Here is a 22201-nt window from a genome sequence, read left to right as displayed (position 1 = left end):
GCCGAGCTTAAAAGCCCGACGGTTTCAGTTTATATGCTTATTCTAATGTTGGGTGTTATTACATAGTGTGGATTGGTAATCCAAGTGCTTTTTCAGCTGCTTCCATGCTCATTTCACCTAATGTTGGGTGAGCATGTACTGTTAATGCGATATCTTCAGCATTCATACCAGCTTCAATTGCTAAACCTAATTCAGAGATGATGTCAGAAGCACCTGCACCAACAATTTGTGCACCTACTAATGTGTCATCTTCTTTAAGTGTAATCAATTTAACGAAACCAGTAGTGTCGTTTAATGATAACGCACGGCCGTTTGCTGCATAAGGGAATTTAGAAGCTTTATATTCTAAACCTTCTTCTTTCGCTTGTGCTTCAGAAAGACCTACTGTAGCGATTTCTGGTTCAGTGAAGCATACTGCAGGCATACCGATGTAATCTACTGCTGATTTTTCACCAGAGATTGCTTCAGCTGCTACTTTACCTTCATAGCTTGCTTTGTGAGCAAGTGGTAAACCAGGAACGATATCACCGATAGCATAGATGTTATCAAGTGATGTACGGCTTTGTTCGTCTACTTCTAATAAACCGCGGTCTGCGAATTTAAGACCTAATTCTTCAAGACCCATTTCATCAGTGTTTGGACGACGACCTACTGTAACTAATACGTAATCAGCGTCGATTGTTTTTTCTTCGCCTTTTGCTTCGTAAGTTACTTTAACGCCGTTTTCTGTTTCTTCAGCAGATTTAGCCATTGCTTCAGTAACAATTTCCATACCTTTTTCTTTCATTTTTTTCTTAACAGGTTGTGTTAATTGTTTTTCGAAACCGCCTAAGATATCTTTAGCGCCTTCTAAGATAGTAACTTCAGTACCGAAGTTCGCAAATGCTGTACCTAATTCAGAACCGATGTAACCGCCACCTACAACAACTAATTTCTTAGGTGCTTCTTGTAAGTTTAACGCACCAGTTGAATCGATTACGCGTTCGCCGAATTTGAAATTAGGAATTTCAATTGGTCTAGAACCAGTTGCGATAATCGCATGTTTGAAGTTGTAAGTTTGAGCACTTTTTTCGTCCATTACACGTAAGCTGTTTTTGTCGTGGAAGTAAGCTTCACCTTTGACAATTTCAATTTTGTTTCCTTTTAATAGACCTTCAACGCCGCCTGTTAATTTGTTAACTACAGACTTTTTGAACTCTTGAACTTTTTCGAATTTAAGTTCAACGTCTTTAGCGATGATACCTAGATCTTCAGAGTTTTTAGACTCTTGGAATACATGTGATACGTGTAATAACGCTTTAGATGGGATACATCCTACGTTAAGACATACACCGCCTAATTCGCCTTTCTCAACGATTGTCACTTTTTGACCTAATTGTGCTGCGCGGATTGCGGCAACATAACCGCCAGGACCTGCTCCGATTACAATAGTATCTGTTTCAATTGGAAAATCACCAACTACCATGTTTTACCCCTCCATTAATAATAATTCTGGATTATTTAATAAACGTTTGATGTGGTTCATTGCGTTTTGACCAGTAGCTCCGTCAATTTGTCTGTGGTCAAAGCTTAATGATAATGCTAATACAGGTGCTGCAACAATTTCCCCATCCTTAACAATAGGTTTTTGTGCAATACGACCGATACCCAAGATAGCAACTTCTGGGTGGTTGATTACTGGTGTGAACCATTGGCCGCCTGCTGAACCGATGTTACTGATTGTGCATGATGCACCTTTCATTTCGTCTGAAGTCAATTTACCGTCACGTGCTTTAACAGCAAGTTCGTTGATTTCATCAGAGATTTCGAACATTGATTTACGATCAGCATGTTTAACAACCGGTACTAATAAACCGCGGTCTGTATCTGCAGCGATACCGATGTTCCAGTAGTGTTTGTGTACTACTTCACCGTTTGCATCATCAAATTCAGTGTTTAATGCTGGGTATTTTTTAAGTGCTGATACTAATGCTTTAACAACATATGGTAAGAATGTTAATTTAGTACCTTGTTCCGCAGCAATTTCTTTGAATTTCTTACGGTGATCCCATAATGCTTGAACTTCCACTTCGTCCATTAATGTTACGTGAGGCGCAGTGTGTTTAGAGTTAACCATTGCTTTCGCAATCGCTTTACGCATTGCAGGGATTTTTTCGCGAGTTTCTGGGTATTCACCTTCAGCTGATACTGGTGCTGCAGCTGTTTCTTGTGAAGCTGCTGCTTCAGTTGCTGGAGCTTCGCTAGTTTCCGCACTTGGTGCATCTCCGCTTAAGTAAGCTTCAACGTCAGCTTTAGTGATACGGCCGTTTTTACCAGAACCTTGAACTGCTTTGATATTCACATCGTTTTCACGAGCAAATTTACGTACAGAAGGCATTGCTTTAACTCTTCTGTTTTCGTCTACTTCTTCGTCAGCAGCTGGTGCTACGTTTGAAGTATCTTGTTCTGAAACTGATTGTGCTTGATCTTTAGTTTCTTCTTGACCTGCGTTGTCTTCTTCTTTAGCAGAATCATCACTGTGTCCGCCTTTGAATGACATTTCTTCAGCGTCTGGAGAATCAATTTTGATAATTGTGTCGCCAACTACTGCTACAGTTCCTTCTTCTACAACAACTTCTTCAATTGTACCGTTAACTGGAGAAGGGATTTCTACAACAGATTTGTCGTTTTGTACTTCACATAGAATATCGTCTTCTTGGATTTCGTCTCCAGCTTTTACAAACCACTTAACAATTTCACCTTCGTGGATACCTTCACCAATATCGGGTAATTTAAATTCAAATGCCACGTTCTTGTCCTCCTAAAAGTCAATTTAAGTCACATAAACCAGCACAAAACAATTGATTAAAACAAAAGCATCTTCACTCAAGTCTGTACATAAGCCTTGATTAAACTACTGAAATGTAATCAATTTGATGTTCTAGTTTATAGTTTGACATAAAACTTGATTTCGTTTCAACGAAATATATCTTCAATTTATTTTTACTACTTCATAACAAACCATTTGCCCTTGCAAAGTACATAAGATCGCAAGAGCAAATTTGGTTGTATGACTTATGGCAAGTTGAAGCCTTGCTTCAACTTTACCCATAACTTCGATTAAATATGCCGACTCACGCTCTATTAAACAATTAGAAGTTTAAAGTAGCTTTTGCAGATTCGACGATATCGTTTTTGTTTGGTAACCAAACATTTTCCGCTTCAGTAAACGGATAAACAGTATCTACTGCTGCAACACGTGCAATCGGAGCTTCTAATGAAAGGATTGTACGCTCAGATAGTTCAGCTACAACTTGTGCACCTACGCCAGCTTGACGTTGTGCTTCTTGAACTACTACTGCACGGCCAGTTTTTTCAACTGAAGCTACTAATGTGTCGAAATCGATCGGTTGTACTGTACGTAAGTCGATAACTTCCGCTGATACACCATCTTTTTCAAGTTCTTCCGCTGCTTTTAATGATTCTTGAACCATTGCACCGTAAGCGATAATTGTAATATCATCGCCTTCTTTTTTAACGTTCGCTTTACCAAGTTCAATTGTGTATTCCTCTTCAGGAACTTCTTCACGGAATGAACGGTATAATTTCATGTGTTCTAAATATACAACTGGGTCATTGCTTCTGATTGCAGAAATCAATAAACCTTTTGCATCGTATGGGTTAGATGGGATAACTACTGTTAATCCAGGTGATTGCGCTAAGATACCTTCTAAGTTATCTGCGTGTAATTCTGGTGTGTGTACACCGCCGCCGAATGGCGCACGGATTGTAACAGGTGCAGTTTTCGTATTACCTGAACGGAATCTTGTACGTGCAATTTGACCTGCAACAGCGTCAAATACTTCGAATACGAAACCTAAGAATTGGATTTCCATTACTGGACGGTAACCTTCTACCGTTAATCCAAGTGCTAAACCGCCGATACCTGATTCAGCAAGCGGAGTATCGAATACACGATCTTCACCGAATTCTTTTTGCAGACCTTCCGTTACACGGAATACGCCACCGTTAAGACCAACGTCTTCACCAAAAAGCAAAACGTTTTCGTCGTTTTGAAGTTCAGTTTTAAGTGCGTTGTTAATCGCTTGTACCATTGTCATTTGTGCCATGGCTTACTTCGACTCCTTCTCTTTGTAAATTTCATACTGTTCTCTTAAGTTTTGAGGCATGTCTTCGTACATGATTTCCATTAAGTCAGTAACAGTTTGTTTTTCAACTTTATCAGCTGCTTTAATTGCAGTTTTGATTTCGTCTTTAGCACGTTCGATTACTTCGTTTTCTTTTTCTTCATTCCATAAACCTTTAGCTTCTAAGAATGCTCTGAAACGAACTAATGGGTCTTTTTTCTCCCAATCAGAATCTTCGTCTGAAGTTCTGTAACGTGTTGGGTCGTCCCCTGCCATTGTATGTGGACCATAACGATAAGTCATAGTTTCAATTAATGTTGGGCCTTCGCCGTTAACTGCACGATCACGTGCTTCTTTAGTTGCTTGATATACAGCTAATGGGTCCATACCGTCAACTTGGATACCAGGGATACCTACTGCGATTGCTTTTTGAGCTAATGTGATTGCAGCTGTTTGCTTGCTTCTTGGTGTCGAAATCGCATAGTTGTTGTTTTGAATTACAAAGATTGCCGGCACTTTATAAGCCGAAGCAAAGTTGATACCTTCGTAGAAGTCACCTTGTGATGAACCTCCGTCACCTGTATAAGTGATAGCTACTGCTTTTTTACCGCGTTTTTTAAGACCTAATGCAACACCGGCAGTTTGAATGTACTGCGCACCGATGATGATTTGAGGACTGAATGCGTTTACACCTTCAGGGAATTGGTTTCCTTTAAAGTGTCCTCTTGAGAATAAGAATGCTTCTGTAAGTGGTAAACCGTGCCAAATGATTTGTGGAACATCACGGTAACCTGGAAGAATCCAGTCTTCTTTCTCTAATGCATATTGTGAAGCTAGTTGTGAAGCTTCTTGACCAGCTGTTGGTGCGTAGAAGCCTAAACGTCCTTGTCTGTTTAAAGAAACAGAACGTTGGTCTAGGACACGAGTCCATACCATTCTTTCCATTAATTCAACTAATTGCTCATCAGTTAAATCAGGTACTAAGTCTTCATTCACTACTTTACCATTTTCGTCCAATACTTGGACCATCTTAAATTGTGCTTCAGTATCTTTCAATACTTGCTCAGCGTCGAATTGGGCTTGTAACTTCGGAGCCATTCAATTCACCATACCTTTCCCGTATAATAGAAAATTCATTTCATCCATAAATTAGTATAGCATAGTTTTGTATAACTGTTAAATGAATTACAAAACTTCTGTATCACTTGTGTTAAGTACAGTTATAAGACCTGTACTAGTCTAAATACTAAAACTGTATCAGTGTTGTTTATTTGATTTGTTGAGCCGCTTCCATTTGTTTTCCGCGCTCGTCACGAGTTTTACTGTATTTTTTAATTTTGTCATTTACATCTTTATAAGAATCATCAATTGCTTTTGTTTTTTCATCAATTTGTGATTGTTCTGCTTCACCATTTGTTTTCACAATGTATTCAAACAAATCTTTTTCTTTGTCTAAACTATTGTTGTAAGCTTTCGCATATTCATCATGCGCTTTGTAGTTTTTCTCAAACGCTTTGTTTGTTTTTTCTATGCCTGATCTTCTTTTATCGTTTCTAATATCCTTTGTCCGCTTTTTAGCTTCTTCAAACTTTTTCTCAGATGCATCGAATGCTTTTTCTTCTTTTTTAAATTCCTCTTTACGTTCATTTACATTACTTACAATATCTTTAGAAGTTTTTACGACTTTCTGTGTATCTTTACCGTTGATTTTCTTCGCTAAATCATTTTTCTCATTTGTAAGTTTATTTAGTTTTTCACCGACTTTTACGGCTTCGTCTTCTTTTTGTACGGCTTCTTTCAGTGTCTTGTTGTACTCTTTAATCTGATGGCTGTCTGTTGAACAAGCACCTAATAATAGAGAGGATGCAATCACTAAACCTAATGTGCTTTTAATTTTCATGCTTCAAATTACCTCCTTGGGGATTTCAATAATGATGTTAATTAATTTTAAGCGATTTCGCAAATACTTTTCTGTTCTATCCGGAACTTTTTTGTTATATTTTATAATAAGGACGGTGTATGACATGATTACTATGAAAGATATAATCAGAGACGGACATCCGACACTTCGTAAAAAAGCCGAAGAAGTGAAATTTCCTTTATCAGATGAAGATCGTAATAAAATTAAAGAAATGCATGAATTCTTAGTGAATAGTCAAGATGATGAAATTGCTCGTAAATACAATTTACGTTCAGGTGTAGGTATTGCTGCACCGCAACTTAACATTTCTAAACGTATGCTTGCTGTCCACTTACCAGATGATGGTAACGGCAAATCTTATGAATTAATGTTGATTAATCCTAAAATCGTCAGCTACAGTGTACAAGAAGCTTATCTGCCTACAGGCGAAGGTTGCTTAAGTGTAGATGAAGATATTCCAGGACTTGTGCATCGCCATCATCGTATTACAGTCAAAGCAAAAGACATTGATGGTAATGATATCAACTTACGACTTAAAGGCTATATTGCTATTGTTGTACAACATGAAATCGATCATTTAGACGGTATTATGTTCTATGACCACATCGATAAAGAAAATCCGCTTCAACCACACGAAGATGCTATCCGTCTGTTTGATGAATAAACATAAATTGAGAGGTCGCACAAAGCGGCCTCTTTTTTTATATACTGCTATTCCCTTCTTATATGAAGATATCTTTACGACAATGATACGTAACATTCAAATCTTCTAAACCCTCTTTAAGCTCAGGTAACATACTTTTGTCCACCCACTCTGGATCATGATTATGTCGAATAAAGTGATGATTGTCAGACACATTATCGACGACTTCTTCATATTCAAAGAACATCACAATTTCTTTACCACGCTTCTCAAACAAAATACCTTGAAACAGTTTGTCTCTTCTTTCTTTTTCTCTTTTTACATCTTCAATGATTCTCTTAGCCTTACTCATTTTCCTCACCCACTTTAAGTCTCTGAATTATTAGACCCGCCTTGTTTTCTCTTTTATATATTTTACCACACTTATTTTGTGTTCCTCTTTTAAATCGACATTCTGCTTGCTTTCCTTGCTACTAAGTAAAACCGCTTTATTTATTGAATTACATCATGTAAAATAAATAATAACTGTATATGTATGAAGACAACTTCATGCATGACTAACTAGAACGTCATTTATAACAAACCTAGCAAACATACTGGGCAGTTAAGCTGGTATGTTGTATTTATTTTAAGAAAGAACACAATGATGAAACAAACGACAAAGAATAAACTAGGCTTGTATGAACAATAAATTAAAACAACTGAACATATTTTTAGGAGGAAACAAAATATTATGGCAATTTACAAAGTATTTTATCAAGACGACAGAGCAGAAGTAATCGTGCGTGAGAACACACAAACGATTTACGTAGAAGGAAATTCAGAAGAAGAAGTAAGAAAATATCTGAAAGACCGTAATTACAATATCGAGTTCATTACTAAATTAGAGGGCGCACATTTAGAATATGAACAAAAATCTCCAGACTATCAAGTGGAGCATATCCAATAATGAAACAACTCAAAAATAATGAGGTCGGTGTATACGCAATCGGCGGTCTCGGCGAGATCGGTAAGAATACGTATGCAGTGGAGTATAAGGATGAAATCGTCCTAATCGATGCGGGAATCAAATTCCCAGACGACAATCTATTAGGTATCGATTACGTCATCCCAGATTACTCATATCTTGTTCAAAACAAAGATAAAATTATCGGCCTATTTATTACCCATGGACACGAAGACCATATCGGCGGTGTGCCCTTCTTATTAAAAGAACTTAACGTACCGATTTATGGCGGTCCTTTAGCACTTGGGTTAATCAGAAACAAATTAGAAGAACATCATTTATTAAGAACAGCTGAATTGAATGAAATTACAGAAGATACCGTCATCAAGTCAAAACACTTCAACGTTTCATTCTATTTAACAACACACAGTATTCCTGAAGCATACGGTGTTATCGTTGGAACACCTGAAGGTAATATTGTACACACAGGTGACTTCAAATTTGATTTCACACCTGTCGGTACACCAGCAAATATCGCTAAAATGGCGAAACTCGGTGAAGAAGGCGTCTTAGCCCTTTTATCTGATTCAACGAACTCACTTGTGCCTAACTTTACGTTAAGCGAACGTGAAGTCGGCCAAAACGTTGATAAGATTTTCCGTAAATGTACTGGAAGAATTATCTTTGCGACATTCGCATCAAACATTTACCGTGTTCAACAAGCCGTTGAAGCTGCGATTAAATATAACCGTAAGATTTTAGTGTTCGGCCGTTCAATGGAAAACAACATTAAAATCGGTATGGAACTCGGTTATATCAAAGCACCACCTGAAACGTTTATTGAACCAAGCAAAATCAATTCTGTTCCAAAACATGAACTCTTGATTTTATGTACAGGTTCTCAAGGTGAACCAATGGCTGCGTTATCACGTATTGCAAATGGTACACACAAACAAATTAAAATTATTCCTGAAGATACAGTCGTCTTCAGTTCATCACCTATCCCAGGTAATACGAAAAGTATCAACCGCACAATCAATGCACTTTATCGTGCAGGTGCTGATGTCATTCACAGCAAGATTTCAAACATTCATACGTCAGGACACGGATCTCAAGGTGATCAACAATTAATGTTACGCTTAATCCGCCCGAAATACTTCATGCCGATTCATGGTGAATACCGTATGTTGAAAGCACATGCGCAAACAGGTGTTGAATGCGGTGTAGATGAAGATAACATCTTTATTTTCGATAATGGTGATGTCTTAGCACTAACAAGAGATTCAGCACGTAAAGCTGGACGTATCCCTTCTGGCGATGTGTTAGTCGACGGAAGCGGTATCGGTGATATCGGTAACGTTGTTATCCGTGACCGTAAGTTATTATCTGAAGAAGGTTTAGTCATTGTCGTTGTAAGTATCGACTTCAACACAAACACATTGCTTTCAGGTCCAGACATCATTTCTCGTGGTTTCGTTTATATGCGTGAATCAGGTCATTTGATTTACGATGCACAACGTAAAATCAAAACTGAGGTCATTTCTAAATTAAACCAAAACAAAGACATTCAGTGGCATCAAATCAAATCATCTATCATTGAGACATTACAACCATACTTGTTTGAAAAAACAGCACGTAAACCAATGATTTTACCAGTGATTATGAAGGTTAATGAAAATGGTGAACAAATCACACCTACTAAGAAACCTAAATCATCTAGACCTAAACGTACAAATAAAAAACCAAACCCAAATCAAAACCAAGAATCAAAACAACGCAATAGTAAAGAAAATCATAAACATGCGACAAACAAACGCCCTTCAAATAATGGTCAGAAAACACGCAAACCAAGAAACCATAAACCACACCATAAAAAAGAAGGCAACACTAAACCAAAACAACAAGATGAAAAGTCTAAACAAGACTAATCTTCTATAAATAAAGTAATCTATAAGAAAAGCACATTCCACGCGGAATGTGCTTTTGGTTTGTATAAGGTTGTGTTAGTGGACAAGTTTTTTCTCGAAGCGATTTAAGTCGTTGTCGTGTCCAATCATAATCAAGATATCGCCTAGTTCAATATTCATATTCGGATCTGGAGAAATAATAACATCTTTATCTCGTTTAATCGCAATAATGTTGATACCGAAGTTTGCACGGATATCTAAATCTACAATAGTTTGACCTGCGATACGTTCATTCGCTTTGGCTTCAACAATTGAATATTCATCCGCAAGTTCCAAGTAATCCAAGACACTGGCACTCGCAATATTATGCGCAATTCTTCGTCCCATATCTCGTTCAGGATGGACAACTAAATCAGCACCGATTTTATTTAAAATCTTCGCATGGTAATCATTTTGAGCTTTTGCAATAACTTTTTTAACCCCTAATTCCTTAAGAATCAGAGTCGTTAAGGTACTCGTTTGAATATTTTCACCAATTGCCACGATGACTTGATCAAAGTTACGAATCCCTAAACTTTTCATTACCGCTTCATCTGTCGTATCCGCAACTACCGCATGTGTCGCGATTTCACTATATTCATTTACGCGGGCTTCACTTAAATCGATTGCCATTACGTCCATGCCTAACGCGTTTAATTCTCGGACTATACTGCCGCCGAAACGACCTAATCCTATCACAACGAATTCTTTTTCCATTTCTCTTACAACCTCCGCAAAAATAAAGATGAGACAAGGCTCTGTTCAATCATAGAGATTCTATGATTATGCCTCGCCTCACCTAAGACTTATTATTAATAATAACCTTCATCATTCTTACCTTCAACATAATCTTTGTTGAAGATGAATAATCTCATTAAGAAAATCAGTGATGGAACAAGCATCAATAATCCGACAACTGCCGCAATCGTTAAGGCCCAAGCCATCGGGTCATCTGTTTTATGAATGTCTCCGTTGATATATGGATACAGAATATATGGCCATTTACTTAAGCCATAACCTGCAACTGCTGTTGCCATTTGGATAACTACTAACATAAATGCTGTTCCCGGTGATTTTTTCATTATAGATAAAATCCAAGCTGCTAACAAGCATAATATACTGATTAAGAACAGCCACCAGTATTGGTTTACCGCAGCATCGAAGTGCTGCTTGTTTTGACTGCGTAATGTGATGAAAGTAAATAATGACACTAAAGCCATAGGAGGACCCCAGAAAACAAACCACATACGAATAATATTATAGGCTTTCATGTTTTCTGCTTTACGTGCATAATATGCAAGGAATCCTGATGAAATATACATCACTGAAACTAAAGCTAAGAATACAACCGCCCACGCGAATGGACTAAAGAATAAATCAGCCCATTTTAAATCGACACCTGTACCTGAGCCAGTCTTATGAATATAACCACCTTCTGAGATGACAAGCCCCATACTTAACGCTGCTGGGATGAATAACCCAGACACACTATGCAAGACGAGCCAAGAGAATTTTGAATCTGGTCCATAGTTTTGGAAAGCATAGAAACTACCGCGAATCGTAAGTAAGATTAATGCGATAGATCCCGGCACTAACAGAACTGAACCGTAATAGTACGCGAAATCCGGGAAGAATCCGACAATCCCGACTGTGAAGAATACTAAGAATACGTTCGTAACTTCCCAAATCGGATTCAGATAGCGACCGATAATCGGTACTAATGTGCTTTCAGTACCTCTTAATTTCGATTGTAAAATGAAGATACCTGCACCAAAGTCAATTGAAGCAATGACGATATACAAGAATAAGAACAGATACAAAACAATCATTCCAAATGCTGTAATACTCATGATGCTTCACCTCGGCTCTCTTCTAATTTTTCCACATCTTTATATGGCGGGTTATTCTTGAACATACGTATTAATACATACGTTGCTGTGAATAAGATGATAAAGTAAACGACACCAAATGCGATGGTAACACCTGGTAAACCGCCTGCATGTGTAGCTGCTTCAGACACTCTCATGTAACCTCTTAAAATCCAAGGTTGGCGGCCCATTTCTGTTAAGAACCAACCGAACTCAATCGCAAGCATTGCTGCTGGTCCTGTCAATAATATGCCATATAGTAATATTTTATGCGTTGAGAATTTGCGCCATTTCTTAACAAGTCGTGTTAAGACGTAAAGACCTGAAACAACAAAGCAGAAGATACCGCTTGTTACCATTAAGTCAAAGAAGTAATGGACGATTAACGGTGGTTGTTCATTTTTAGGGAATTCATTTAATCCTTCTACTTCTGTGTTGATATTGTTATCAGATAAGAAACTTAATAAAGCTGGTATCTTAATTGCACCATGAACTTCTTGATTTTTCTCATCTAGTACACCAAACAGAACTAAATCTGCGCGTTTCTCAGTATCGTAATGCCATTCATATGCTGCTAATTTTTCAGGTTGTTCTTTGTGTAAGAACTTCGCTGACATATCACCAGCAAGCATTGATCCTAATGTAAAGACTAAACCGACAATCATAGTCAGTTTCAATGCTTTCTTATGATATTCTCTATCTTTTTCAAATTTGTTTTTCAATAATTTAAATGCTGCAATCGCCGCTAAAATAAAGGCCATTGTCATAATTGCTGTCGTAATCACGTGGAAGGCTCTAACACCAAATGATGAGTTGAACATCGCTGCAACCGGATCAACATGTATCATTTTGCCGTTTTTCAATTGGAAACCTTCAGGTGTGTTCATAAATGAGTTTACTGAAGTGATGAAGAAGGCAGATAAAGTACCGCCTAATACCACTGGAATACTCATAATTAAATGTGTCCATTTACTTTTGAATCTTTCCCAAGTGTAGAAATAAATACTTAAGAAAATCGCTTCAAAGAAGAATGCGAAGACTTCCATGAATAATGGCAGTGCAATTACGTGTCCTGCAATCTTCATAAATTGCGGCCAAAGTAATGACAGCTGCAACTCGATAATAGTACCTGTTACAACCCCTACCGCAACGGTTACCGCATAACCTTTGGCCCATCTCTTAGCTAGTGTAATATATTTTGCGTCATTTCTCTTTACCCCAAGAAATTCAGCAATTGCGAACATAAGCGGCATCCCCACACCGATAGTCGCGAAGATAATATGCACAGCTAAGGTCATGGCAGTTAAAAATCTGCTCAGTTCTACTGCTTCCATAATATCACCCTATTTTTCTCTATATTTTTGTTACTGTCTAATGCCCGCAACGTCTTAGATGAAATGTGGAGGAAATTGTCTAAACAAAATCCAATATATCTTGTAACATTCAAATATAGGCGGTTGGCTTGATTTTTAATTCTTCCTTTAATACAGTAAACACATCAATGAAAAGAAAAGGAAGATGAAACATGCCGAATGTAGTCATTTATACACAAAACGACTGTCCACCGTGTCAGTTTGTGAAAAATTATCTCGATCATCATCAAGTTGCGTACACTGAGAAAAACATTTCAAACTCGCAATACCGCAATGAAATGATAGATTTTGATGCATTTTCAACGCCATTTATCTTAATCGATGACACACCTATGTATCAAGTTGATATAGATAAAATCAATACATTACTCGATATCGATAAAGATTGACTTAAAATTGAATGTACTCTTTTTTACTTTACCATTATGCTTTATGGTTCAAACAATTAAGCTGTAACCTGCGTTCATAGACACAGTAGCTTATATGTTACGCGCTCAAATTCTAGTTTACAATTATTCTAATCAAGATTTTCATTATATTTATACAAAATTTAAATCTTTGTCACAAATTCGTAAAATACACAGTATATACCTCACAATTAAATTCGTTGTAAGTTGTTATAAAAATCAAATAATCAATAAATAATTGCACACCAATAAAACCGTGATGATAATGAATTGGACATTCATCTCATCACGGTTTTATTATTAATGTTTATAAATGATTATGCATGTTTCGTATAGTCTTCAACTAATGCGACAACCTCTTCAGAAGTTGCACAGTTCACTGCTTTTGCTGCTAAGTCTTTCATTTGCGCTTCGCTTAAGTTTCTGATTAAACGACGTGCTTTAAGGATTGACGTTGCACTCATAGAGAACTCATCTAATCCAAGACCTAACAATAATGGAATTGCAGTTTGGTCTCCGGCCATTTCGCCGCACATACCTGTCCATTTACCTTCAGCATGAGACGCTTCAATAACACGTTGTACTAAGCGTAAAATAGCTGGGTTATAAGGTTGGTATAAATAAGACACGCGTTCTGACATACGGTCAGCTGCCATTGTATATTGAATTAAGTCATTTGTTCCGATACTGAAGAAGTCTACTTCTTTCGCAAAAACATCAGCAAGTGCTGCTGTTGATGGAATTTCAACCATGATACCAACTTCAATATCATCTGAAACTTCGACACCTTCGTTTTTAAGGTTTTGACGTTCTTCTTCTAATAATGCTTTCGCATCACGGAATTCTTGAATTGTCGCAACCATTGGGAACATAATGTTTAATTTTCCGTAAACTGAAGCACGTAATAACGCACGTAGTTGCGGACGGAAAATTTCTGGTTGTGCTAAGCACAAGCGGATTGCACGATAACCTAAGAATGGGTTCATTTCTTCAGGTAAGTCTAAATAAGGTAATTCTTTGTCTCCGCCGATATCTAATGTACGAACAACCACACGTTTGCCGTCCATTGCTTCAAGGACTGCTTTGTATGCCTCAAATTGTTCGTCTTCAGTCGGCATTTGATCTCTACCCATGTATAGGAACTCAGTACGATATAATCCGATACCTTCTGCACCATTTTCAACTACACCAGGTAAGTCGTTTGGTGTACCGATGTTTGCAGCTAATTCTACATGATGACCATCTTCTGTAACAGATTCAGCATCACGTAATTTTTGTAATTCTTGTTTATCTTTGAAGAAGTTATCACGTTTTTCTTGGTATTGCGCTACAACTTCGTCACTTGGATTAACAATAACATCGCCTGTCATACCATCTACAATAATGATATCACCTGCTTCAACTTCCTCAGTAATCGTTTTAGTACCGACGACTGCTGGGATTTCTAAAGAACGGCTCATAATTGCAGAGTGAGATGTTCTGCCTCCAATGTTTGTCACAAATCCTTGCACGAATTGTTTGTTCAATTGTGCAGTATCTGAAGGTGTCAAGTCATTCCCGATAATAACGACACTTTCATCAATGATACTTGGATTTGGTAAATCCACACCTAAGATGTGTGCTAATACACGTTTAGAAACGTCGCGGATATCAGCTGCACGTTCTGCCATGTATTCATTGTCCATTGATTCAAATATTGTGATAAATTGATTTGAAACATCTGTTAACGCTTGAGCAGCATTAACATTTTCATTTTTAATTTTTTCTTCAATAGGTTGGATAAGTTCTGGATCTTCAAGCACTAATAAATGCGCATCGAAGATAGCCGCTTTATCTGCACCTAATTGTTGTTCGGCATTATTTCTGATTTTAGTCAATTCAACTTTTGATGTGTTAAGTGCGCCGTTAAATTTAGCAACTTCAGCCTCTGTATCAGTCACTGTTCCGTTATCAAATGATAAATCAGGTTCTACTAATAGATAGGCTTTTGCGATTGCCACACCATCAGATGCCGCAATCCCTCTAATATTTTTAGTCATATTAGTTAGTTAAACCTTCTTTAGATAAAACGTCAGTGATAGCTTGAATAGCATCAGCTTCGTCGCTTCCGTCAGCATAGATAGTAATGTCAGCATCTTTACCTACGCCTAAGCTCATAACACCCATAATTGATTTTAAGTTGACTTTTTTACCGTTGTATTCAAGTTGAATATCTGAATCAAATTTTGAAGCTGTTTGTACAAGCATTGTAGCTGGACGAGCGTGAATACCTGTTTCGTCGATGATAGTGTATGATTGTTGTTCCATAATAATCTTTCTCCTTCGCATCCATTAATTGGTGAGTGACTCACCTGAACATTATTACACCTTAACATTACCAAAATATGACGCTAAATTCAATTTGTTTAACCCATACAGGGCCATGAATTTAGCGTTTTTGTGAAAATATGCACAAATTAATTGACAACTTGATTTTACATTATTTTTTTGGCAACGTTTTCACATTTATCGATGTGTTCGTCACCTAGTTTTTTCATGAAATAATAACTGATTGATGCAGCGATTGCTTGACCGACAACTGGGAACCATCTTGTTTGTTTCGCAGCTGTACGTTTAGCCACATCTTTCACTACCATTTTCAAAATACCTTTTGAAACAGTACGTCCGATAAATTGACTGCCTTGGATTGATGCAGCAACTAATACGCGCTCTTTTACATCATCACTCATACGGTTTACCTCTTTATGATCTAAACCGTAAATTTTATTAATATCTTCTATAATATCTTTCATCAGCTTTAAATCGACTCCGAAATCTAATCCCGGAATCGGAATAACACTTGCTGAAGATGACAATAATGCTTTCTTTCTTACTAATTCTTCAGCACGTTCACGTCTTTTCGCTAAATCCTTTTTATTTTTTGGTAAACGTCCTTTACCAACCACCGGATCAATTTTCAACATTTTATTTCCAATTTTATCTGTAGATTTTTTTAAAAATTTATCTCTAATCCCCATAATAGTCCTCCTCATTTATTACTTCTTCTACTTTCTCTGATACCCGAACAAAGACTACTTTTAAATATTTCGATGGTTTATAGTGCGGATGTGTTTTGAAATCTTTTGGAAGCCCCATTGCTTCTAAAATTTCAAAATCTACATCTTGCGCATCCAACGTTTTCTTAATCATATTTTTAAACGCCTTAGAAGATAATGCACTTGAATTTGTGCTTAAAATCAAAGTACCTCCATCGCTTAAAATAGGTAGAGCTTCTTCAATCAACTTATGATAGTCTTTTTGAACCGTAAAGACTTTCTTTTTATTACGCGCAAAACTTGGCGGATCAATGACAATCGTGTCATAAACCTTATTATGTCGTGCCGCATAATGATAAAAGTCAAACGTATCCATCACATAAATATATTGTGTTTTCGGGTCTATACCATTTACCCCAAAGTTCTCCTCTGTCAAACCTCTAGAACGATTCGCAAGGTCAACACTTGTTGTTTCTGATGCTGTTTGTGCCGCAATGACAGAGAATGCCCCAGTATAACTGAATAAATTCAAGACACTGCGTTCAGGCGCATAAACATCACGTAATTTTTTACGAACTTCTTTTTGGTCTAAGAAAATTCCTGTCATCGGTCCATCGTCTAAATCAATATTATAGAACGTAAAGTTTTCTTCGATGACAATTGGGAATTCAGGTGCATCTCCTGTTACGAATCCACTAGCTACTTCACTGTCTTTAAAACGTGTTTTCTCGAAAATTGAAGTATACGGAAAGACAGCTTGTACAGCTTCTAAAATATCAGCTCTGAACGTATAAATCCCTTTTGAGTACCATTGGATTAATAAATGGCGATCATAGTAATCGATTGTTAAACCACCGACACCATCACCTTCTGCATTAAACAATCTGAATGCATTCGTACCATCAATGTCAAAGTAATATTGACGATAATCTAATGCCGCTTCAAATAGTTCTTTAAAAAAGTCTTGATTGATTTCTGCTTCAGCATCATAACTTAACACCCAACCTAAACCTTTATGTTGACGTCCAACATACGCTGTCGCAATGTAACGACCATCGTCAGTCACAATATGAAAAATATCACCATCTTCTAAATGACTATGTTCATAAATATCTTCTTCATCCACTAAAGGATATTGATTTAAATACTTTTGTTCTTTTCCTTTATTTAATACTGCTGTCTTCATATTATTATTCCGCCTTCTATGTGTAGTTACTTTTATCTTAACGTATCAGACGCTTCCTTTCTAAAAAGAACGTCTTAAATCCATAAAAAAACTGAGGAAACCTAAGTCCCTCAGTTTTTGTATGATTTTGCTTTAGCAGGTGTACGTAGTTGAATAATAAACGCAATCGTAACTGCCACAAGCATAATAAATAAAATCGGTGTAATGAAAATGGATAATAACAATCCGTGAATCATAATATTGATAAACTCTGTCAGCAATTTAAAGAATAAAATACTTACCATAAACAACTGTGCATAGTATAACTTACCGCGTAAGAAATGCGTCAATGTTGTAATGATATAAGCGATAATCACAAGTAATAACAAGAAGAGTGTAATCCACTCTATCACGTAAGATGTTTGTGATAATTCCCAGTCACCTGACATGAATAAACCATTACGGTTGTTTAATTCTAATAACGTAAATAGGAATAAAATCGCTCCGCAAATCAATTCCACAATACCTGGTTTAATCCATTTCGGACGACGCATCCAAGTTGGGAAATCGTCTTCTGTCAGATTGACTTTATCTTTAACTGCTTTTTTGAAACTATCTCGTTTTCTTCTGATTTTTTCTAAATCAATACTTCTGCGTGTTCTATGTGTCAATTCTTGAGTACGCTCTTGAATTTCACGTAGTTGTTCTTTTGTTTGGCTGATTGCTCCGTTTTTGTCTGTACGTGAATACAACATTTCTTCGCCAAGTTCCGCTTTAGTTAAAGGTAATGATCTTCTAAGGAACAAGAAGTTCCAAATAGACATTTGACCTAAACACCACATGACAACGAAGAATGCGTTGACACTTAAAATATCAATTAACGCAATTTCATGGCTTTCGATTCTTCCGTATAACGAAATTTGAGAAATTAAATAACTGATTCCGTACGTACAGATAATCCATAGATAATGTTCTTTCTGATGCGCACTGTTCAACTCATCCTTGTACACAATGTATCCGATATGCACAATAAACGGAACCACGAAAACAATCGCAAAGAAACCGTAAACTTGTGTCATAAAGACAATTGTGATGAGGAAGAAAAAGATTCCTATTATAAGGAAGAAAATTGAGATATCATAATCATATTTTGTAGTCATAAATAATAAATAGCCAATCCATAGCAATGCAACACCGAACAAGATAATCAAGATGGCACTGATTACTGGGAAATGACCAATAAATTGACTCATAATCCGTATTATTTCAACAAAGAAAGCATTGATGAAATCCCACACATTATTAATATGTATGTCAACCTTGCTTCCCTTAGCAAGTTTATGGATAAATGATAGATTGAGTAATACAATGATTCCAATGAAAAGTGAAACAATGCCAATAATCAAACTATAAATGATTTCAGCGTGCTTCTTTATATACGACATGTTTTTCACCTCATAGTTATTATATATGAACAATTCCATTGTGTCTTTAAAAATTAAAGTAAATCATTCTATGGTAGTATATTAGACTCAAGCGCTATGCTCAATCCCCAATATACAATTTAACGTAATCTTAATGTGAACTTGTCTTTTCCATACCCGTTCTCTTTTGATTAAATCTAAAACCACCTTGACAGAACCTATGAAAAAGCATACATTTAGTATAAATCTAATAAAGAAATGCACTAGGGGTGTTTCGAACTGAGATGGAGCATAAAGCTTCAAACCCTTCGAACCTGATCTAGCTGAGACTAGCGTAGGAAAGTGTAAAGAATAAACTGGTTTAGAATTTCAGGGTAGAACCAGGATATTCTAATGCTTATTTCACGCTGCTTGCTAGACAAGTTTGCGTGTTTTTTTGTTTTTATAGGAGGAATTGACATTATGTCTAAAGGACTTAAGCTTTCAGATATCTTAGTAACTGTGTTAATCGCAGTCATCTTTGCTATCATTTACAACATTTGGAACTTAGTGTATAAAGCCATGCAAGTGACTGGCTTACACTTAGAAGAATTATCTTACGGTATGTGGTTTGCAGCTGCTGTCGTTGCTTACTTAATCATTCCGAAAGCCGGTATTGCACTATTAGCAGAATTTGCTGCTGGTGCTGGGGAAACAATTGTGATGGGACGCTTTGATATAGCAACAATTGTTTACGGCTTACTACAAGGTTTAGCGTGTGAAATTATTTTTGCGATTTTCCGTTATAAATCACGCAAATTAATGGTAGCGGTACTTGCTGGTTTAGCAGCCGCATTAGTCACTTTCCCTATCGACTTCTACTATGGTTATTTAGGCGAAGTTGCTGGATGGAACTTATTCTTATATGTATTCTTCCGTTGTATCAGCGGGATTGTACTTGCTGGGATTTTCCCATATTATCTTGTCAAAGCTCTGGATCAGACCGGGGTTACGAAATTATTCCGCCCCGCTTCCAAAAAGGATTATGACAATTTGTAAGGAGACATAAACGTGTTACTTGCTCAAAATTTACGACTGAAATATCCAAATGCACCAGATAAAATATTTGATGGTTTAGATATAGAAATACCTGATAAACAAAAGGTCTTATTACTCGGCCCTTCAGGCTGCGGTAAAAGTACCTTACTCAATGTATTAAGCGGCATTGTGCCGAACCTAATCGAACTTCCGATGAAATATGACGCATTGGAAGTCGATTTAAATAGCGGTGTCATCTTCCAAGACCCGGATACACAATTTTGTATGCCGAAGGTTTATGAAGAACTCGCATTTGTGTTAGAAAATAAACAAGTGCCGAGAAAAGAAATGGATGCTTTAATTCAACAAGCATTAGAATCGGTAGACTTAGATGTCGGACCGAAACAAACGGTTCAACAGTTAAGCGGCGGCATGAAACAAAAACTTGCGATTGCTGAAACGGTACTTCAAGAAGCTGATACATTATTCTTAGATGAACCGACTGCTATGTTAGATGTGGATGCGACTGAAGATTTATGGAATCAAATTAAAGACATGTGGCAAGAACAAACTGTCTTAATTGTAGAACATAAAGTGGAACATATTTGGGAACATGTCGATCGTGTTATTTTAATGAATCATCACGGGGAAATCATCGCGGATGATACGCCTCAGGTGATTTTACATCAACATGAAGACTTATTGACTGAATATGGAGTTTGGCATCCTAAAGCTTGGGACCATGCGCCTAAAGCTGAATTATTACCGAATAAAGACATAACATCACGCTTCAAATATGAAAATGGCGAAGTTATCCGCGGTAAGAAAACACTCATTCAAGTACCTGAACTCACAATAGGCGATGGTGAATGGATTACCATCACAGGTAAAAACGGTGCAGGTAAAACGACATTGCTTGAGTCTATGATGCAGTTGATTAAATATCGCGGAGAGATGTCTTATGATGGGCAACCGCTTCATAAAATTAAAGAAGCGGCCCAACATATGTATTTGGTTTATCAAAACCCAGAACTGCAATTTATTACGAATTCTGTCTATGAAGAAATCTTTATCAATTTCAGCGGGGATAGTGCTAAAGCTGAAACTGAAAAGCTGATAGAATTGTTGAATTTAGAAGCGGTTCGTGATCAACATCCATTCGAATTATCAATGGGTCAAAAACGCCGTTTAAGTGTTGCGACTGCTTTAAGTTCGCGTGCAGATATTATCTTACTGGATGAACCGACATTCGGCTTAGACAGTCACAATACCTTTAATTTACTAGATCTCTTCCAACAACGTGTCGCACAAGGTCAAACGATTATTATGGTCACACATGACCCGCATATCATTGAACGTTATCCGACAAGACGTATTGAATTACGCGATCACATGTTATGTGAAGATGTTTTATTTGAAATGGAAGGTGAAGCCAATGTATGAAGCATGGAAAAAGTATTTCACCTTCGTAGATGAAGTAAATATTATTACGAAACTTGGTTTAGGTATTTTCTTATTCTTCTTTGTGATTTTCATTCACAACTTTGATGTGATGATCTACCTAACCGCTTTAATGTTATTATTCTTACTGATTTTCGGCGGTATGAAATTGAAGGTCACTGCCCTATTCGTACTCTATACTGTGATCTTTAGTATCATCTCAGCACTCTTCATGATTTTCTATGGTGATGGGACACATACCCTATTCAAATTAGGCTTTATCCATATCACCACTGAAAGTTTAGTTAGAGGTCTTCATTTATCTATGCGTACAGATACCGTCACATTCTTCGGTATTGTGATGGCCTTTACGTCTCAAATCGTGATAATCTTCTATAGCCTGATGCAGCATTTACGTGTGAAACCGAAAGTGGCTTATGCCTTTATGGCTGCCATTCGAATGGTACCGTTAATTATCAGTTCATTCATTCAATTACGTAAATCATTGAAGATGCGCTATCGTATGGTGGATAAATCAAATTATCGTGGTTTTAAACGTGTGAAACATTTAATTATTCCACTATTAAGTCAAAACATACGAAAAGCACATCAACTTTCAGTTGCGATGGAGAAAAAAGGATTTAAAGATGGCAAAAGAACGTATTATTACTACGCACCATTTAGTTATCGCGACATCTTATTTATCTTATTATTCGCAGCGATATTAATTATTTCTGTAATGTTAGCTCATTATTTACCAATTACAGGAATTACTGATGTACGTGGTTGACACACGCATTTATAGTTCTTAAAATTTTTATCGGGCTGTGGTTGTCGAGCTGCAGCCCGACCAATATTTACATTTTCATTCATCCATATTTTTCCCAGC

21 protein-coding genes and 1 riboswitch are annotated in these 22201 nt (G+C 36.9%); of the genes, 7 read left to right on the top strand and 14 right to left on the bottom strand.

The features are described 5' to 3' along the window. Positions 1 to 58: 58 nt before the first annotated feature. The 5 genes from lpdA to BU038_RS00280 all read right to left on the bottom strand — a co-directional run bounded on the left by lpdA (position 59) and on the right by BU038_RS00280 (position 6027). Positions 59 to 1465, bottom strand: a complete 1407-nt coding sequence (lpdA, locus tag BU038_RS00300) for a dihydrolipoyl dehydrogenase (protein ID WP_002480526.1) — start codon at positions 1463 to 1465, stop codon at positions 59 to 61. A 3-nt stretch (positions 1466 to 1468) separates the two neighbouring features. Next, positions 1469 to 2788, bottom strand: coding sequence for a dihydrolipoamide acetyltransferase family protein (locus BU038_RS00295; protein WP_107604304.1), 1320 nt, complete (start codon positions 2786 to 2788; stop codon positions 1469 to 1471). A 343-nt stretch (positions 2789 to 3131) separates the two neighbouring features. Then, positions 3132 to 4109, bottom strand: a complete 978-nt coding sequence (locus tag BU038_RS00290) for an alpha-ketoacid dehydrogenase subunit beta (protein ID WP_107604303.1) — start codon at positions 4107 to 4109, stop codon at positions 3132 to 3134. A 3-nt stretch (positions 4110 to 4112) separates the two neighbouring features. Continuing rightward, on the bottom strand, positions 4113 to 5225 hold the full coding sequence (gene pdhA, locus BU038_RS00285; protein WP_107604302.1) for a pyruvate dehydrogenase (acetyl-transferring) E1 component subunit alpha: 1113 nt from the start codon (positions 5223 to 5225) through the stop codon (positions 4113 to 4115). A 169-nt stretch (positions 5226 to 5394) separates the two neighbouring features. Further along, a complete protein-coding gene (locus BU038_RS00280) occupies positions 5395 to 6027 on the bottom strand; it encodes a YkyA family protein (protein ID WP_107604301.1) in 633 nt (210 codons plus the stop codon). Between the two features lie 124 nt (positions 6028 to 6151). On the opposite strand from BU038_RS00280, the gene def reads away from it, so the two are divergent. Beyond that, entirely contained in the window at positions 6152 to 6712 is a 561-nt protein-coding gene (gene def / locus BU038_RS00275) for a peptide deformylase (protein ID WP_107604300.1), read from the top strand. A gap of 58 nt (positions 6713 to 6770) precedes the next feature. Here def and BU038_RS00270 read toward each other — a convergent pair whose 3' ends face one another. After that, positions 6771 to 7043 carry a hypothetical protein gene (locus tag BU038_RS00270; protein ID WP_107604299.1) on the bottom strand — a complete coding sequence of 91 codons (273 nt, stop codon included), beginning with the start codon at positions 7041 to 7043 and terminating at the stop codon, positions 6771 to 6773. Between the two features lie 381 nt (positions 7044 to 7424). Between BU038_RS00270 and BU038_RS00265 the strand changes: the two genes are divergently transcribed. Beyond that, positions 7425 to 7640, top strand: coding sequence for a DNA-dependent RNA polymerase subunit epsilon (locus tag BU038_RS00265; protein WP_002480519.1), 216 nt, complete (start codon positions 7425 to 7427; stop codon positions 7638 to 7640). After that, positions 7640 to 9565: a ribonuclease J1 gene (rnjA, locus tag BU038_RS00260; RefSeq protein WP_107604298.1), complete on the top strand. Its 1926-nt coding sequence runs from the start codon at positions 7640 to 7642 to the stop codon at positions 9563 to 9565. The genes BU038_RS00265 and rnjA overlap by 1 nt, the downstream gene beginning before the upstream one ends. Before the next feature lie 75 nt (positions 9566 to 9640). Here the strand turns inward: rnjA and BU038_RS00255 are convergent, their stop codons facing one another. The 3 genes from BU038_RS00255 to BU038_RS00245 form a co-directional block, all read right to left on the bottom strand. Further along, positions 9641 to 10300 (bottom strand): potassium channel family protein, encoded by a 660-nt coding sequence (locus BU038_RS00255; protein ID WP_002480517.1) that lies wholly within the window; start codon positions 10298 to 10300, stop codon positions 9641 to 9643. Positions 10301 to 10395: 95 nt separating this feature from the next. Beyond that, positions 10396 to 11433, bottom strand: a complete 1038-nt coding sequence (locus BU038_RS00250; protein ID WP_107604297.1) for a cytochrome d ubiquinol oxidase subunit II — start codon at positions 11431 to 11433, stop codon at positions 10396 to 10398. Beyond that, on the bottom strand, positions 11430 to 12785 hold the full coding sequence (locus tag BU038_RS00245) for a cytochrome ubiquinol oxidase subunit I (RefSeq protein WP_107604296.1): 1356 nt from the start codon (positions 12783 to 12785) through the stop codon (positions 11430 to 11432). Before BU038_RS00245 ends, BU038_RS00250 begins: the two co-directional genes overlap by 4 nt. Positions 12786 to 12976: 191 nt before the next feature. Here BU038_RS00245 and BU038_RS00240 point away from each other — a divergent pair, with 191 nt between their 5' ends. After that, entirely contained in the window at positions 12977 to 13213 is a 237-nt protein-coding gene (locus BU038_RS00240) for a glutaredoxin family protein (RefSeq protein ID WP_107604295.1), read from the top strand. Between the two features lie 335 nt (positions 13214 to 13548). Here the strand turns inward: BU038_RS00240 and ptsP are convergent, their stop codons facing one another. The 5 genes from ptsP to auxA form a co-directional block, all read right to left on the bottom strand. Then, positions 13549 to 15270 (bottom strand): phosphoenolpyruvate--protein phosphotransferase, encoded by a 1722-nt coding sequence (gene ptsP, locus BU038_RS00235; RefSeq protein WP_107604294.1) that lies wholly within the window; start codon positions 15268 to 15270, stop codon positions 13549 to 13551. 1 nt (position 15271) lies between these two features. Further along, positions 15272 to 15538 carry a phosphocarrier protein HPr gene (locus tag BU038_RS00230; protein WP_002480512.1) on the bottom strand — a complete coding sequence of 89 codons (267 nt, stop codon included), beginning with the start codon at positions 15536 to 15538 and terminating at the stop codon, positions 15272 to 15274. Between the two features lie 167 nt (positions 15539 to 15705). Further along, entirely contained in the window at positions 15706 to 16248 is a 543-nt protein-coding gene (locus BU038_RS00225; protein WP_107604293.1) for a DUF697 domain-containing protein, read from the bottom strand. Next, a complete protein-coding gene (locus BU038_RS00220) occupies positions 16238 to 17452 on the bottom strand; it encodes a class I SAM-dependent rRNA methyltransferase (RefSeq protein WP_107604292.1) in 1215 nt (404 codons plus the stop codon). Before BU038_RS00220 ends, BU038_RS00225 begins: the two co-directional genes overlap by 11 nt. 110 nt (positions 17453 to 17562) lie before the next feature. Next, positions 17563 to 18876, bottom strand: a complete 1314-nt coding sequence (auxA, locus tag BU038_RS00215; RefSeq protein WP_107604291.1) for a lipoteichoic acid stability factor AuxA — start codon at positions 18874 to 18876, stop codon at positions 17563 to 17565. 234 nt (positions 18877 to 19110) lie between these two features. Beyond that, positions 19111 to 19213, top strand: a riboswitch (TPP riboswitch). 104 nt (positions 19214 to 19317) lie between these two features. Here auxA and BU038_RS00210 point away from each other — a divergent pair. Genes BU038_RS00210 through BU038_RS00200 form a run of 3 tightly spaced genes read left to right on the top strand, consistent with a single transcriptional unit; the run spans position 19318 to position 22102 of the window. Then, positions 19318 to 19893, top strand: coding sequence for an ECF transporter S component (locus BU038_RS00210; protein WP_002480508.1), 576 nt, complete (start codon positions 19318 to 19320; stop codon positions 19891 to 19893). Between the two features lie 12 nt (positions 19894 to 19905). Further along, entirely contained in the window at positions 19906 to 21315 is a 1410-nt protein-coding gene (locus BU038_RS00205) for an ABC transporter ATP-binding protein (protein ID WP_107604290.1), read from the top strand. Next, positions 21308 to 22102 (top strand): energy-coupling factor transporter transmembrane component T family protein, encoded by a 795-nt coding sequence (locus tag BU038_RS00200; RefSeq protein ID WP_107604289.1) that lies wholly within the window; start codon positions 21308 to 21310, stop codon positions 22100 to 22102. The genes BU038_RS00205 and BU038_RS00200 overlap by 8 nt, the downstream gene beginning before the upstream one ends. Positions 22103 to 22201: the final 99 nt, after the last annotated feature.

Source organism: Staphylococcus simulans (assembly GCF_003043455.1).
GTDB lineage: Bacteria > Bacillota > Bacilli > Staphylococcales > Staphylococcaceae > Staphylococcus > Staphylococcus simulans_A.
The sequence above is the reverse complement of the archived record's forward strand: the minus strand, read 5'-3'. Positions and strand labels throughout refer to the sequence as shown.

Excerpts from the sequence above, each read along its gene's own strand:
- lpdA (WP_002480526.1), bottom strand. The coding sequence starts at position 1,465 with ATGGTAGTTGGTGATTTTCCAATTGAAACAGATACTATTGTAATCGGA.
- BU038_RS00290 (WP_107604303.1), bottom strand. The coding sequence starts at position 4,109 with ATGGCACAAATGACAATGGTACAAGCGATTAACAACGCACTTAAAACT.
- pdhA (WP_107604302.1), bottom strand. The coding sequence starts at position 5,225 with ATGGCTCCGAAGTTACAAGCCCAATTCGACGCTGAGCAAGTATTGAAA.
- BU038_RS00280 (WP_107604301.1), bottom strand. The coding sequence starts at position 6,027 with ATGAAAATTAAAAGCACATTAGGTTTAGTGATTGCATCCTCTCTATTA.
- def (WP_107604300.1), top strand. The coding sequence starts at position 6,152 with ATGATTACTATGAAAGATATAATCAGAGACGGACATCCGACACTTCGT.
- BU038_RS00270 (WP_107604299.1), bottom strand. The coding sequence starts at position 7,043 with ATGAGTAAGGCTAAGAGAATCATTGAAGATGTAAAAAGAGAAAAAGAA.
- BU038_RS00265 (WP_002480519.1), top strand. The coding sequence starts at position 7,425 with ATGGCAATTTACAAAGTATTTTATCAAGACGACAGAGCAGAAGTAATC.
- rnjA (WP_107604298.1), top strand. The coding sequence starts at position 7,640 with ATGAAACAACTCAAAAATAATGAGGTCGGTGTATACGCAATCGGCGGT.
- BU038_RS00255 (WP_002480517.1), bottom strand. The coding sequence starts at position 10,300 with ATGGAAAAAGAATTCGTTGTGATAGGATTAGGTCGTTTCGGCGGCAGT.
- BU038_RS00250 (WP_107604297.1), bottom strand. The coding sequence starts at position 11,433 with ATGAGTATTACAGCATTTGGAATGATTGTTTTGTATCTGTTCTTATTC.
- BU038_RS00245 (WP_107604296.1), bottom strand. The coding sequence starts at position 12,785 with ATGGAAGCAGTAGAACTGAGCAGATTTTTAACTGCCATGACCTTAGCT.
- BU038_RS00240 (WP_107604295.1), top strand. The coding sequence starts at position 12,977 with ATGCCGAATGTAGTCATTTATACACAAAACGACTGTCCACCGTGTCAG.
- ptsP (WP_107604294.1), bottom strand. The coding sequence starts at position 15,270 with ATGACTAAAAATATTAGAGGGATTGCGGCATCTGATGGTGTGGCAATC.
- BU038_RS00230 (WP_002480512.1), bottom strand. The coding sequence starts at position 15,538 with ATGGAACAACAATCATACACTATCATCGACGAAACAGGTATTCACGCT.
- BU038_RS00225 (WP_107604293.1), bottom strand. The coding sequence starts at position 16,248 with ATGGGGATTAGAGATAAATTTTTAAAAAAATCTACAGATAAAATTGGA.
- BU038_RS00220 (WP_107604292.1), bottom strand. The coding sequence starts at position 17,452 with ATGAAGACAGCAGTATTAAATAAAGGAAAAGAACAAAAGTATTTAAAT.
- auxA (WP_107604291.1), bottom strand. The coding sequence starts at position 18,876 with ATGTCGTATATAAAGAAGCACGCTGAAATCATTTATAGTTTGATTATT.
- BU038_RS00210 (WP_002480508.1), top strand. The coding sequence starts at position 19,318 with ATGTCTAAAGGACTTAAGCTTTCAGATATCTTAGTAACTGTGTTAATC.
- BU038_RS00200 (WP_107604289.1), top strand. The coding sequence starts at position 21,308 with ATGTATGAAGCATGGAAAAAGTATTTCACCTTCGTAGATGAAGTAAAT.